We start from the raw sequence: 13,320 nt of genomic DNA, 5'->3' as shown, positions 1-13,320 counted from the left end.
GGGTTGCAAAATGATAATTTCGCCAGCTTATAACGTTCACAACGAAATTATCCCTGTTTCAATTTAAGCGCTAATGATAATGCATCCTGACAGTGCGAATCATTAGGCATGATCACACCAGGCTTTAACTCCTGCAACGGAGTGCCGTCTTGGGCGGGAAGAGGATGACGTGGTTGAGAAGAGAACGAATTTAGCTTTGGACGCGTAAAGATTTTGCCGTGCGGCTTCGCATCTCTTCCTTGAGGTGTCCCGGATGCTTTACCATACTTGCCTCTTATCGAATTTGTTGAATGGATCTGTCATGTTCAAGCGTCGTTACGCAGCCTTATTGCCTGCGCTTATTCTGCTTTCCGCCTGCAGCAGCAAACCGAAGACCGAAGAGGTTCAGCAAACGGCAGGCGCCCCGTCCGGCGGCTTCCTGCTGGAACCCCAGCATAATGTGATGCAGATGGGGGGCGATTTCGCCAACAACCCCGCGGCGGAACAGTTCATCGACAAAATGGTGAGCAAGCACGGTTTCAATAAAACCCAGCTGCAGGAGATCCTCTCCCAGGCGAAACGTCTGGACTACGTGCTGCGGTTGATGGACCGCCAGGCTCCGACCACGCAGCCACCGGCCGGGCCGAACGGCGCGTGGTTACGCTATCGCAAACAGTTTATTACCCCGGATAACGTGCAAAACGGCGTAGCGTTCTGGAACCAGTATGAGGATGCGCTGACCCGCGCCCAGCAGGTTTACGGCGTGCCGCCGGAGATCATCATCGGGATTATTGGCGTGGAGACCCGCTGGGGCCGCGTGATGGGCAAAACCCGTATTCTTGATGCGCTGGCGACACTCTCCTTTAACTACCCACGCCGCGCGGAGTATTTCTCTTCTGAGCTGGAAACCTTCCTGCTGATGGCGCGTGACGAGCAGGACGATCCGCTGGATCTGAAAGGTTCCTTTGCCGGTGCGATGGGCTACGGACAGTTTATGCCGTCCTCCTATAAGCAGTATGCGGTCGATTTCAATGGCGATGGTCACATCAACCTGTGGGACCCAGAGGATGCGATTGGCAGCGTCGCCAACTATTTCAAAGAGCACGGCTGGACGCAAGGTCAGCCGGTGGCAATCCTCGCAAACGGCCAGGCGCCAGGGCTGGAGAACGGCTTTAAAACCCGCTACAGCACCGCACAGCTGACCGCGGCAGGGTTAACGCCGCAGCAGCCGCTGAATGGCAATCAGCAGGTCAGCCTGCTGCGTCTGGATATCGGTACCGGCTACCAGTACTGGTACGGTCTGCCGAACTTCTACACCATCACCCGCTACAACCACAGCACGCACTATGCGATGGCGGTCTGGCAGTTGGGGCTGGCCGTGGCGCAGGCGCGCGTAAGCTCGCCGTTCAGTTAACGCTGCCTCTTCTTGCCGAAAAGTGGGTGGCGTGGTGCCACTCACTTTTAAATTACCCTGACGGCCAGGTTAATTTTTCTGAAGCCCCCTCGTAAAACCTTCACCTCATCCTCATATCTACAGGCTAAAGTGCTATCTTGTGCTGCACGTTTTTAAGGAGTCAAAACGATATGACTGACCATGAATTGATGCAGCTCAGTGAGAGCGTCGGGCAGGCGTTAAAACAGCGCGGTGTCACGCTCACCACCGCCGAGTCCTGTACCGGCGGCTGGGTGGCAAAAGTGATCACTGATATTGCTGGCAGTTCCGCCTGGTTTGAACGCGGGTTTGTCACCTACAGTAATGAAGCGAAAGCGCAAATGATCGGCGTACGGGAACCCACGCTTATCGAGCATGGCGCGGTCAGCGAGCCGGTTGTCATCGAGATGGCGATTGGTGCCCTGCGTGCCGCCCGCGCGGACTATGCTATCTCTATTAGTGGCATTGCCGGGCCGGACGGCGGCAGCGATGAAAAGCCTGTCGGAACGGTCTGGTTTGGCTTTGCGACAGCGCAAGGGGAGGGGATTACCCGGCGGGAATGCTTCAGCGGCGACCGTGAAAGCGTGCGTCGTCAGGCCACCGTTTATGCGTTAAAAACGCTCTGGCAACAATTTCTACAAAACACTTGATACTGTATGAGCATACAGTATAATTGCCCCAACAGAACAGAAATCCAAGGTGAAGCGCAGTTGTTTCACCCGGCATGAGAGGAAAAAATGGCTATCGACGAAAACAAACAGAAAGCGTTGGCGGCAGCACTGGGCCAGATCGAAAAGCAATTCGGTAAAGGTTCCATCATGCGCCTGGGTGAAGATCGTTCCATGGATGTAGAAACTATCTCCACCGGTTCGCTTTCGCTGGATATTGCACTGGGTGCTGGCGGCCTGCCTATGGGTCGTATCGTAGAGATCTACGGGCCAGAATCCTCCGGTAAAACCACCCTGACGTTACAGGTTGTGGCTGCTGCACAGCGCGAGGGCAAAACTTGTGCCTTTATCGATGCTGAGCATGCGCTGGATCCGGTCTACGCACGTAAACTGGGTGTTGATATCGACAACCTGCTCTGCTCCCAGCCGGATACCGGTGAGCAGGCACTGGAAATCTGTGACGCACTGGCGCGCTCTGGCGCAGTAGACGTAATTATCGTCGACTCCGTTGCAGCCCTGACGCCAAAAGCAGAAATCGAAGGCGAAATCGGCGACTCTCACATGGGCCTCGCGGCACGTATGATGAGCCAGGCGATGCGTAAGCTGGCCGGTAACCTGAAGCAGTCCAACACGCTGCTGATCTTCATCAACCAGATCCGTATGAAGATTGGTGTGATGTTCGGTAACCCGGAAACCACCACCGGTGGTAACGCGCTGAAATTCTACGCCTCTGTGCGTCTGGATATCCGCCGTATCGGTGCCGTGAAAGACGGTGAAAACGTGGTGGGTAGCGAAACCCGCGTGAAGGTTGTGAAGAACAAGATTGCTGCGCCGTTTAAACAGGCTGAGTTCCAGATCCTCTACGGTGAAGGTATCAACTTCTACGGCGAACTGGTTGACCTGGGCGTGAAAGAGAAGCTGATTGAGAAAGCGGGTGCCTGGTACAGCTACAACGGTGACAAGATTGGTCAGGGTAAAGCGAATGCTATCTCCTGGCTGAAAGAGAACCCGGAAGCAGCAAAAGAGATCGAGAAGAAGGTGCGTGAGCTTCTGCTCAGCAACCAGGATTCCAAACCGCAGTTCGCTGTTGATGGCGAAGGCGTTGAAGAAACCAACGAAGATTTCTGATAATCGGATGTAATAGACAAGGGTCGCTTAGTGCGGCCCTTTTGCTTTTTGACTGCAGCAGGTTTATCTATGAATGAATCCCCAGCACGTCGTCCTGCTTATAACCGTCTGTTAGATCGCGCTGTACGTATTCTTGCCGTTCGCGATCACAGCGAACAGGAGCTTCGCCGCAAGCTCGCCGCGCCGGTAATGAGCAAAAACGGACCAGAAGCCATTGATGCCACGGCAGAAGATTACGATCGGGTGGTCGCCTGGTGCTATGAGCACAGCTATCTGGACGATACCCGGTTTGTCTCGCGCTTCATTGCCAGCCGCAGCCGTAAAGGGTACGGTCCAGCGCGCATCCGTCAGGAGCTAAATCAAAAAGGTATCGCCCGCGAAACCAGCGAAAAGGCGATGCGTGAATGTGACATTGACTGGTGCGAACTGGCGCGGGAACAAGCCGTGCGGAAGTACGGTGAGCCTTTGCCGCGGGAGTTTTCGGAAAAAGTCAAAATCCAGCGCTTTTTGCTTTATCGCGGCTTCCTAATGGAAGATATTCAGGATATCTGGCGTAATTTTACCGAATGAACGCATGCGGGATTTTACTTCCCTTTAAAGAAAACTTATCTTATTCCCACTTTTTTCAGTAGCTGGTCCGTCCAACAAAGGTTGTGTAGCGACCCGCTGTGACATTTCGTTAGCTTGATTTCAGGATAATTATGAGCAAGAGCACCGCTGAGATCCGACAGGCGTTTCTCGATTTTTTCCATAGTAAGGGACACCAGGTTGTTGCCAGCAGCTCCCTGGTACCGAACAACGATCCAACTTTACTGTTTACCAACGCCGGGATGAACCAGTTCAAGGATGTCTTCCTTGGTCTCGACAAGCGTAATTATTCTCGCGCAACCACCTCGCAGCGCTGCGTGCGTGCGGGCGGTAAACATAACGATCTGGAAAACGTCGGTTACACCGCACGTCACCACACCTTCTTCGAAATGCTGGGTAACTTCAGCTTCGGCGATTATTTCAAACACGATGCTATCCAGTACGCATGGGAACTGCTGACCGGTGAAAACTGGTTCAACCTGCCGAAAGAGCGTCTGTGGGTTACCGTTTACGAAACCGATGACGAAGCCTACGAAATCTGGGAAAAAGAAGTGGGTATCCCGCGCGAACGTATTATTCGCATCGGCGATAACAAAGGCGCACCTTACGCGTCTGACAACTTCTGGCAGATGGGCGATACCGGTCCATGCGGTCCATGCACCGAAATCTTCTACGATCATGGCGATCACATCTGGGGCGGCCCTCCGGGCAGCGCAGAAGAAGACGGCGACCGTTACATTGAGATCTGGAACATCGTCTTCATGCAGTTCAACCGTCAAATCGACGGCACCATGGAGCCGCTGCCGAAGCCATCCGTAGATACCGGTATGGGTCTGGAACGTATTGCCGCAGTACTGCAGCATGTTAACTCCAACTACGACATCGATCTGTTCAGCAACCTGATTAAGTCTGTTGCCGAAGTGACTGGCGCAACCGATCTGAGCAACAAATCTCTGCGCGTTATTGCTGACCACATCCGCTCCTGTGCCTTCCTGATTGCTGACGGCGTGATCCCGTCGAATGAAAACCGTGGCTATGTGCTGCGCCGTATCATTCGTCGTGCTATCCGTCACGGCAACATGCTGGGCGCGAAGGACACCTTCTTCTACAAACTCGTTGGGCCACTGGTTGGCGTGATGGGTGCAGCCGGCGATGAACTGAAACGCCAGCAGGCACAGGTTGAGCAGGTTCTGAAAACCGAAGAAGAGCAGTTTGCCCGTACGCTGGAACGTGGTCTGGCCCTGCTGGATGACGAACTGTCGAAGCTGAAAGGCGATACGCTGGATGGTGAAACCGCCTTCCGTCTGTATGATACCTACGGCTTCCCGGTTGACCTGACGGCTGACGTCTGCCGCGAGCACAACATCAAAGTTGACGAAGCAGGCTTTGAAGCGGCAATGGAAGAGCAGCGCCGCCGCGCGCGTGAGTCCAGCGGTTTTGGTGCCGACTACAACGCGATGATCCGTGTTGATGGCAGCAGCGAATTCGAAGGTTATGAGCATCTCGAAACCAACGGCAAAGTGACTGCTCTGTTTGTTGACGGCAAAGCCGTGGACAGCATCAGCGCAGGTCAGTCTGCGGTTGTGGTTCTGGATAAGACGCCGTTCTATGCAGAATCGGGCGGCCAGGTTGGCGACAAAGGCGAGCTGAAAGGCAGTGATTTCAGCTTTGCGGTAAACGACACGCAGAAATACGGCCAGGCGATTGGTCATCAGGGTACGCTGGCCTCCGGCACGCTGAAAGTGGGCGAGGGCGTTCAGGCTATCGTTGATGAAGCGCGCCGCGCACGTATCCGTCTGAACCACTCCGCGACGCACCTGATGCACGCCGCGCTGCGCCAGGTTCTGGGCACGCACGTAGCGCAGAAAGGCTCGCTGGTCAACGACAAAGTGCTGCGTTTCGACTTCTCCCATTTCGAAGCGATGAAACCGTCGGAAATCCGTGCGGTAGAAGATCTGGTGAATGCCCAGATCCGTCGCAACCTGCCGATCGAAACCAACATCATGGATCTCGACGCGGCGAAGAACAAAGGCGCAATGGCCTTGTTCGGTGAGAAGTATGACGAACGCGTTCGCGTGCTGAGCATGGGCGATTTCTCCACTGAGCTGTGCGGCGGTACGCACGCCAGCCGTACGGGCGACATCGGTCTGTTCCGTATTGTGTCTGAATCGGGTACGGCGGCAGGTGTTCGTCGTATTGAAGCGGTCACTGGCGAAGGCGCGATTGCATTACTGCATGCGCAGAGCGATCAGCTGCACGACATCGCGCAGCTGCTGAAGGGCGACAGCCAGAACCTGGGCGAAAAAGTGCGCAGCGTGATGGAACGTACCCGTCAGCTGGAAAAAGAGTTGCAGCAGCTGAAAGAACAGGCCGCCGTTGCCGAGAGCGCAAATCTCTCCAGCAAAGCGGTTGAGATTAACGGCGTCAAACTGCTGGTCAGCGAACTGGCAGGCGTAGAGCCGAAAATGCTTCGTACCATGGTCGACGATCTGAAGAACCAGCTCGGTTCAACCATTATCGTTCTGGCAACGGTAGCAGAAGGTAAGGTTTCTCTGATTGCGGGCGTATCTAAGGACGTGATCGACCGTGTGAAAGCAGGGGAGCTGATTGGTATGGTCGCTCAGCAAGTGGGCGGTAAAGGCGGCGGTCGTCCAGACATGGCGCAAGCCGGTGGTACAGACGCAGCAGCCCTTCCAGCGGCACTGGCCAGTGTTGAAAGCTGGGTAAGTTCTAAACTGTAATAATTACAAAGCGTGCACAGACGCCATAACGACAACGTTATGGCGTACTGCGCTCTACGCTATCGATAATGATAAAGTCAGGTTGAGTTTGTGTATATCGGCTAAACTTACGTTTAACAGATTGTGATGCCGTGACTACCTACACATTACGTGTTTGTCATCGCTTACTTTTTGGCGTTATATGATGGATAATGCCGGGATACAAGAGACCCGACTCTTTTAATCTTTCAAGGAGCAAAGAATGCTGATTCTGACTCGTCGAGTTGGTGAGACCCTCATGATTGGGGATGAGGTCACCGTGACAGTTTTAGGGGTAAAGGGCAACCAGGTACGTATTGGTGTGAACGCCCCTAAAGAAGTCTCTGTTCATCGTGAAGAGATCTACCAGCGTATCCAGGCTGAAAAATCCCAGCAGTCCAGTTACTGATATTATCGCGTCTCGCTGTCTGGCGAGACGCAACCCTCCCGATATATTCCTTGTCAAAAGTTACCGTTCGATTTCAATTGCTCTCTTTTTAACCTTCTGCAATCAGCTTTCACCTCCACAACAACGCTTTCTACTCCCACATAACTGCCAGCTGGCCAGTAAAATGTGCTTATAAAACACCCTTCTTGCGGCTTTTACATGCGAATTGCCTGCGATTTGTGCAAACGATAAAAGCTTGTGGAAAATTGTTTGACTTATAAGTCCCAGAAAGTAATATATGCGCCACGCAGCGACGAGAAGCTCTTAACGAGTTACTCGAGGCACTCGAAAGAGGCGTTGTGTGGTGAGGTGGCCGAGAGGCTGAAGGCGCTCCCCTGCTAAGGGAGTATGCGGTCAAAAGCTGCATCCGGGGTTCGAATCCCCGCCTCACCGCCATTTTGCATCCGTAGCTCAGCTGGATAGAGTACTCGGCTACGAACCGAGCGGTCGGAGGTTCGAATCCTCCCGGATGCACCATCTTCTCCGAGATAGCAGCTAAACTGTTGTTTCATGCTCTGCGAGATAATCGCGAGCACCAGGGAGGATAGCGTTGCTTTAGCAACGACCCGTAGGGCGAGGCGCAGCCGAGTAATACTCCCGGATGCACCATCTATTACTTCATATTGCTTTCGAAGTGATATGAGTATCGAGTAGTACAGTAGTAAATCCTGATGCATCCGTAGCTCAGCTGGATAGAGTACTCGGCTACGAACCGAGCGGTCGGAGGTTCGAATCCTCCCGGATGCACCATCTTTTACTTTGTGTTGCTTATGAAGCAATACTGAGTATCGAGTAGTACAGTAGTAAATCCCGATGCATCCGTAGCTCAGCTGGATAGAGTACTCGGCTACGAACCGAGCGGTCGGAGGTTCGAATCCTCCCGGATGCACCATATTCTCCGAGATAGCAGCCAGGCTGTTGTTTCATGCTCTGCGAGATAATCGCGAGCACCAGGGAGAATAGCGTTGCTTTAGCAACGACCCGTAGGGCGAGGCGCAGCCGAGTAATCCTCCCGGGTGCACCATCTTTTACTTTGTGTTGCTTATGAAGCAATACTGAGTATCGAGTAGTACAGCAGTAAATCCCGATGCATCCGTAGCTCAGCTGGATAGAGTACTCGGCTACGAACCGAGCGGTCGGAGGTTCGAATCCTCCCGGATGCACCATCTTCTCCGAGATAGCAGATAAACTGTTGTTTCATGTTCTGCGAGATAATCGCGAGCACCAGGGAGAATAGCGTTGATTTAGCAACGACCCGCAGGGCAAGGCGCAGCCGAGTAATCCTCCCGGATGCACCATCTTCTTCCTCATTGTTTATTCCTTCGACGTTCCGTCAGCAATCACCTTCTCTGTCAGCGACAAAAACCATCATTTACGATAAAGTAATGCTTTGTAATCCTTTTGCGAGAGCACGATGTACGCACAGTATGACGGTTTGATCTTCGATATGGATGGCACCATCCTGGACACTGAGCCAACGCATCGTAAAGCCTGGGCTGATGTCCTCGGCCGTTATGGAATGCGTTTCGACTTGCAGGCCATGATTGCCCTCAACGGATCGCCTACCTGGCGTATTGCGCAGGCCGTGATTGAACTGAATCAGGCCGATCTCGACCCCCATATGCTCGCGCGTGAAAAAACCGATGCGGTAAAAGCGATGCTGTTAGATACCGTGCGCCCTTTGCCATTAATCGAGGTGGTAAAAGAGTGGCACGGACGTCGGCCAATGTCGGTCGGGACGGGCAGTGAGAGCGCGATCGCAGAGGCATTACTCAACCACCTTGGCCTGCGCCGCTACTTTTCTGCGGTTGTCGCGGCCGATCATGTTAAAAATCACAAGCCCGCCCCGGACACCTTCCTGCTGTGTGCAGAGCTGATGGGTGTCCCCGCTGCCAGGTGCGTCGTGTTTGAAGATGCCGACTTCGGTATTCAGGCGGCGCACGCTGCCGGCATGGACGCAGTGGACGTTCGCTTACTGTGAGTGACTTGCTGTCACTGTCCTCATTATTCGCCAGCAGTTTTTTAAGCGCCACGCTCCTGCCGGGAAATTCGGAAGTGGTACTGGTGGCGATGCTGTTGTCCGGCGTAAGTCAGCCCTGGTTGCTTGTGTTAATAGCAACAATGGGTAATAGCTTTGGAGGGCTGACTAACGTTATTCTTGGGCGATTCTTTCCGCTACGCAAAACGTCGCGCTGGCAGGAAAAGGCAGTCGGCTGGCTAAAACGCTATGGCGCTGCCACGCTGTTATTAAGCTGGATGCCGGTAATCGGTGATTTACTGTGCCTGCTGGCGGGATGGATGCGCATCTCCTGGGGGCCTGTGCTCTTTTTTTTATGCCTGGGCAAGGCGCTGCGCTACGTTCTCGTGGCAGTGGTGACGATGCAGGGCATGACGTGGTGGCACTAATTGGACTGTTTGTGACCATGAACCATTACAATTATGCTAAATAAAATGATTTTGACAGGCGGGAGGTCGAATTGATCCCGGACGTATCACAGGCACTGGCCTGGCTGGAAAACCACCCTCAGGCTCTGAAGGGTATTCAGCGTGGTCTTGAGCGCGAAACGCTGCGCGTAAACGCGGATGGCAGTCTTGCAACGACGAGCCATCCACAGGCGTTGGGTTCCGCGCTGACCCATAAGTGGATCACTACTGATTTCGCTGAAGCGCTGCTTGAGTTCATTACGCCAGTCGATGGCGATATTGACCACATGCTGAAGGTTATGCGAGATATTCACCGCCACAGCGCCCGCAATCTGGGTGACGAACGCATGTGGCCGCTCAGCATGCCTTGCTATATCGAACAGGGCCAGGACATCGAACTGGCGCAGTATGGCACCTCTAACGTTGGTCGTCTGAAAACCCTCTATCGTGAAGGGCTGAAGAACCGCTATGGCGCACTGATGCAGACCATCTCTGGCGTGCATTATAACTTCTCACTGCCGATGGCATTCTGGCAGGCGAAGTGCGGCGAGACGGACAAAGAGGCCATCTCTGCAGGCTATTTCCGTCTGATCCGTAACTACTATCGCTTTGGCTGGGTCATCCCATATCTGTTCGGCGCATCGCCGGCGATTTGCTCCTCTTTCCTGCAGGGCAAACCCACCACGCTGCCGTTTGAGAAGACTGACTGCGGTATGTATTACCTGCCGTACGCCACCTCTCTGCGTCTCAGCGACCTGGGATATACCAATAAGTCGCAAAGCAATCTCGGAATTACGTTTAACGACTTGCACGAGTATGTGGCAGGATTGAAGCGGGCGATCAAAACGCCATCGGAAGCGTACAGCGACATCGGACTTGAGAAAGACGGTAAACGCCTGCAAATCAACACCAACGTATTGCAGATCGAAAACGAACTGTACGCGCCGATCCGGCCAAAACGTGTCACCCGCAGCGGCGAGACACCGTCAGACGCTCTGCAACGCGGCGGTATTGAGTACATCGAAGTGCGTTCTCTGGATATCAACCCGTTCTCACCGATTGGTGTGGATGAGCAGCAGGTACGCTTCCTCGATCTGTTTATGGTCTGGTGTGTGCTGGCCGATGCGCCGGAGATGAGCGCTGACGAACTGCTCTGCACCCGCACCAACTGGAACCGGGTCATCCTCGAAGGGCGCAAGCCCGGGCTGACGCTGGGCATCGGGTGTCAAACGGCGCAGTTCCCGTTACAGCAGGTGGGTAAAGATCTGTTCCGCGACCTTAAACGTGTCGCCCAAACGCTGGACAGCGTGTACGGTGGCGAAGCGTATCAGCAGGTGTGTGACCAGCTGGTCGAAAGCTTTGATAACCCTGAGCTGACGTTCTCGGCGCGCATTCTGCGTTCGATGATCGATCAGGGGATTGGCGGCACCGGTCGTGCGCTTTCGGCGGAGTATCGGGATATGCTGCGACAGGAGCCGCTGGAAGTATTAAGCGAAGCCGAGTTTGCTGCGGAGCGCGATGCGTCCGTGGTGCGTCAGAGTGAGATTGAAGCGGCGGATACTGAGTCGTTTGAAGCGTTTCTGGCGAAACAGGCCTGACAGAAAAGAAAAAGGCCACATCGCTGTGGCCAAAATAACATCTCTGAAGAACAGGGATGATGATAACAAATGCGCGTCTTTCATATAGTCAGACTCGCGTTGAACAGAAGAGTTCATTTTTTTATAAAAAAATCACTATCGGAGGTGACGTATGCCGTTATTAGATAGCTTTACTGTCGACCATACCCGTATGGAAGCACCTGCTGTACGCGTTGCGAAGACCATGCATACCCCGCACGGCGACACGATCACTGTATTCGACCTGCGTTTCTGCGTACCGAACCAGGAAGTCATGCCAGAGAAAGGCATCCATACCCTGGAGCACCTGTTTGCAGGTTTCATGCGCGATCACCTGAACGGGAATGGCGTTGAGATCATCGATATCTCGCCGATGGGCTGCCGCACCGGCTTTTATATGAGCCTGATTGGTGTGCCGGAAGAGACGCGTGTCGCCGATGCCTGGAAAGCGGCGATGGCCGACGTGCTGAAGGTCAAAGAGCAGAACCAGATCCCGGAACTGAACGTTTACCAGTGTGGCACATACCAGATGCACTCCCTGGAAGAAGCCCAGGAGATTGCACGTCATATTCTTGAGCGTGACGTTCGCGTTAACAGCAACGAAGAGCTGGCGCTGCCAAAAGATAAACTGCAGGAACTGCACATCTAGTCACAAGGCAGTTGCGGGAATCGCGAGCATAAAAAAACGGATCTGCATGCAGATCCGTTTTTGTTTTCAGGCAGGCGACTCAGTGCGCGCCTCCGCCTCCGCCACCCGCCCCAAACGGCGGTTTGGCGAACCAGATCAGCCCCAGTAGCACAATGAACACCCCAGCCGATAGCCAGAAGATCTCATTGGCGGAGATTATCAGCCCCTGAGCGGTGATCTGCTGCGCTATCCAGCCTGAAGCCTGCTGCTCGGACATACCCATCCCCTGCAACTGGCTGTAGACCTCCTGCGCCTGCGGATTGAACACGTTCACCGATTCTGTCAGCTGCGCGTGGTGCAACGACTCGCGGTTAGTCCACATGGTGGTGGTCATCGAGGTACCGATGGAACCCGCCAGCGTACGCATAAAGTTCGACAGACTGGAAGCCGCCGCCATCCGTTCCGGCGGCAGGCCGGAGAGAGTGATGGTGGTCAGAGGCATAAAGAAGCACGCCACCGCAAAGCCCTGAATGAACTGCGGCCACGCGGAAGCACCAAAGTCCATGCCCGGCTCAAAGGTATAGGCACGCCAGTAGAAGCACACCGCATACATAATGAAGCTGAAGGTCACCAGCCGACGCATATCGAGCTTATGGGCGAAACGGCCGATAATCGGTGACAGCAGGACCGGGATCACCCCAACCGGTGCTGACGCCAGCCCCGCCCAGGTGGCAGTGTAGCCATATACCTCCTGCAACAGCTGCGGCAGCAGAACAATCGCGCCGAAGTAGAGCATGTAGGCAAGGCTGATACACAAGCAGCCTATGGTGAAGTTGCGCGACTTAAACAACGACAGATCGACAATCGGGTTATCATCCGTCAGCTCCCAGACAATCAGGAAGCTTAGCGCCACCACCGCCACGACCGTCAGGACGATGATCTCCTGCGAGGCGAACCAGTCCAGCTCTTTGCCGCGGTCGAGCATGATCTGCAGGCTACCGATGCCGAGCACCAGCAGTGCCAGCCCCACGCCATCAATACGCCGTTGCTCGGTGCGGGTTTCGCGGCCACGCAGCGATTGCAGGGTCAGCAATACCACCACTGCGCCAATCGGCACGTTGATAAAGAAGATCCAGCCCCAGTGATAGTTATCGCTGATATAGCCGCCCAGAATCGGGCCGCAGATCGGGGCGACAATCACCGTCATCGACCACAGCGCCAGCGCGATAGACCGTTTGGCTGGCGGATAGTTGTTGAGGAGCAGACTTTGCGACAGCGGGATCAGCGGCCCGGCAACAATCCCCTGAATCACGCGGAAGAAGATCAGCATGGTCAGGCTGCTGGATACCCCGCACGCCCAGGAGGCGATGACAAAGGCGGTGGTAGACCAGAGGAACAGCTTCACTTCCCCGACGCGCTTTGCCAGCCAGCCGGTGATCGGAATGGAGATCGCATTCGCCACCCCGAACGAGGTGATTACCCATGTCCCCTGGCTCAGGGAGGAGCCAAGGTTCCCGGCGATGGTCGGGATCGCCACGTTGGCGATGGTGGAGTCCAGCACCTGCATGAAGGTCGCCAGCGACAGCGCAATGGTCATGATGACCAGTTGCGCGCCTTCCAACGGTTTGTGCGGTTTTTGCTGTTGCATAA

Annotated in this window: 11 protein-coding genes and 5 tRNA genes; 15 read left to right on the top strand and 1 reads right to left on the bottom strand. The window is 54.5% G+C overall.

Going from position 1 to position 13,320, the window contains the following annotated elements; translation table 11 throughout:
- The first annotated feature begins 301 nt into the window (after positions 1 to 301).
- From mltB to luxS, 15 genes are all read left to right on the top strand, one after another.
- Positions 302 to 1,393, top strand: a complete 1,092-nt coding sequence (gene mltB, locus ACF8PE_RS22255; protein WP_032613589.1) for a lytic murein transglycosylase B — start codon at positions 302 to 304, stop codon at positions 1,391 to 1,393.
- 170 nt (positions 1,394 to 1,563) lie between these two features.
- Positions 1,564 to 2,061, top strand: coding sequence for a nicotinamide-nucleotide amidase (gene pncC, locus ACF8PE_RS22250; protein ID WP_392495302.1), 498 nt, complete (start codon positions 1,564 to 1,566; stop codon positions 2,059 to 2,061).
- An 87-nt stretch (positions 2,062 to 2,148) separates the two neighbouring features.
- Positions 2,149 to 3,207: a recombinase RecA gene (gene recA, locus ACF8PE_RS22245; protein WP_032613584.1), complete on the top strand. Its 1,059-nt coding sequence runs from the start codon at positions 2,149 to 2,151 to the stop codon at positions 3,205 to 3,207.
- Positions 3,208 to 3,276: 69 nt separating this feature from the next.
- Complete coding sequence (recX, locus tag ACF8PE_RS22240; RefSeq protein WP_059307307.1) at positions 3,277 to 3,777, top strand: recombination regulator RecX; 501 nt, start codon at positions 3,277 to 3,279, stop codon at positions 3,775 to 3,777.
- A gap of 131 nt (positions 3,778 to 3,908) precedes the next feature.
- Positions 3,909 to 6,536 (top strand): alanine--tRNA ligase, encoded by a 2,628-nt coding sequence (alaS, locus tag ACF8PE_RS22235; RefSeq protein ID WP_392495301.1) that lies wholly within the window; start codon positions 3,909 to 3,911, stop codon positions 6,534 to 6,536.
- A 241-nt stretch (positions 6,537 to 6,777) separates the two neighbouring features.
- Positions 6,778 to 6,963: a carbon storage regulator CsrA gene (gene csrA, locus ACF8PE_RS22230; RefSeq protein ID WP_000906486.1), complete on the top strand. Its 186-nt coding sequence runs from the start codon at positions 6,778 to 6,780 to the stop codon at positions 6,961 to 6,963.
- A gap of 342 nt (positions 6,964 to 7,305) precedes the next feature.
- Positions 7,306 to 7,398: transfer RNA gene (locus ACF8PE_RS22225), tRNA-Ser, on the top strand.
- A gap of 4 nt (positions 7,399 to 7,402) precedes the next feature.
- Positions 7,403 to 7,479 (top strand) — tRNA-Arg (locus tag ACF8PE_RS22220).
- Positions 7,480 to 7,675: 196 nt separating this feature from the next.
- A tRNA-Arg gene (locus ACF8PE_RS22215) sits at positions 7,676 to 7,752 on the top strand.
- A gap of 65 nt (positions 7,753 to 7,817) precedes the next feature.
- Positions 7,818 to 7,894: transfer RNA gene (locus tag ACF8PE_RS22210), tRNA-Arg, on the top strand.
- A 197-nt stretch (positions 7,895 to 8,091) separates the two neighbouring features.
- Positions 8,092 to 8,168 (top strand) — tRNA-Arg (locus ACF8PE_RS22205).
- A 248-nt stretch (positions 8,169 to 8,416) separates the two neighbouring features.
- Positions 8,417 to 8,983: a fructose-1-phosphate/6-phosphogluconate phosphatase gene (gene yqaB, locus ACF8PE_RS22200; RefSeq protein ID WP_151586284.1), complete on the top strand. Its 567-nt coding sequence runs from the start codon at positions 8,417 to 8,419 to the stop codon at positions 8,981 to 8,983.
- A complete protein-coding gene (locus ACF8PE_RS22195) occupies positions 8,980 to 9,408 on the top strand; it encodes a YqaA family protein (protein ID WP_032613573.1) in 429 nt (142 codons plus the stop codon). The genes yqaB and ACF8PE_RS22195 overlap by 4 nt, the downstream gene beginning before the upstream one ends.
- A 71-nt stretch (positions 9,409 to 9,479) precedes the next feature.
- On the top strand, positions 9,480 to 11,024 hold the full coding sequence (gshA, locus tag ACF8PE_RS22190; RefSeq protein WP_392495300.1) for a glutamate--cysteine ligase: 1,545 nt from the start codon (positions 9,480 to 9,482) through the stop codon (positions 11,022 to 11,024).
- Between the two features lie 151 nt (positions 11,025 to 11,175).
- Complete coding sequence (gene luxS / locus ACF8PE_RS22185; protein WP_032613568.1) at positions 11,176 to 11,691, top strand: S-ribosylhomocysteine lyase; 516 nt, start codon at positions 11,176 to 11,178, stop codon at positions 11,689 to 11,691.
- Between the two features lie 79 nt (positions 11,692 to 11,770).
- Here luxS and emrB read toward each other — a convergent pair whose 3' ends face one another.
- Entirely contained in the window at positions 11,771 to 13,318 is a 1,548-nt protein-coding gene (gene emrB, locus ACF8PE_RS22180; protein ID WP_032613566.1) for a multidrug efflux MFS transporter permease subunit EmrB, read from the bottom strand.
- Positions 13,319 to 13,320: the final 2 nt, after the last annotated feature.

Origin of the sequence: Leclercia sp. GLN_9, from assembly GCF_043105735.1 — a bacterium.
GTDB lineage: Bacteria > Pseudomonadota > Gammaproteobacteria > Enterobacterales > Enterobacteriaceae > Enterobacter > Enterobacter adecarboxylatus.
Note: the sequence above shows the minus strand (reverse complement) of the source record. Positions and strands in the feature narration are given on the sequence as shown.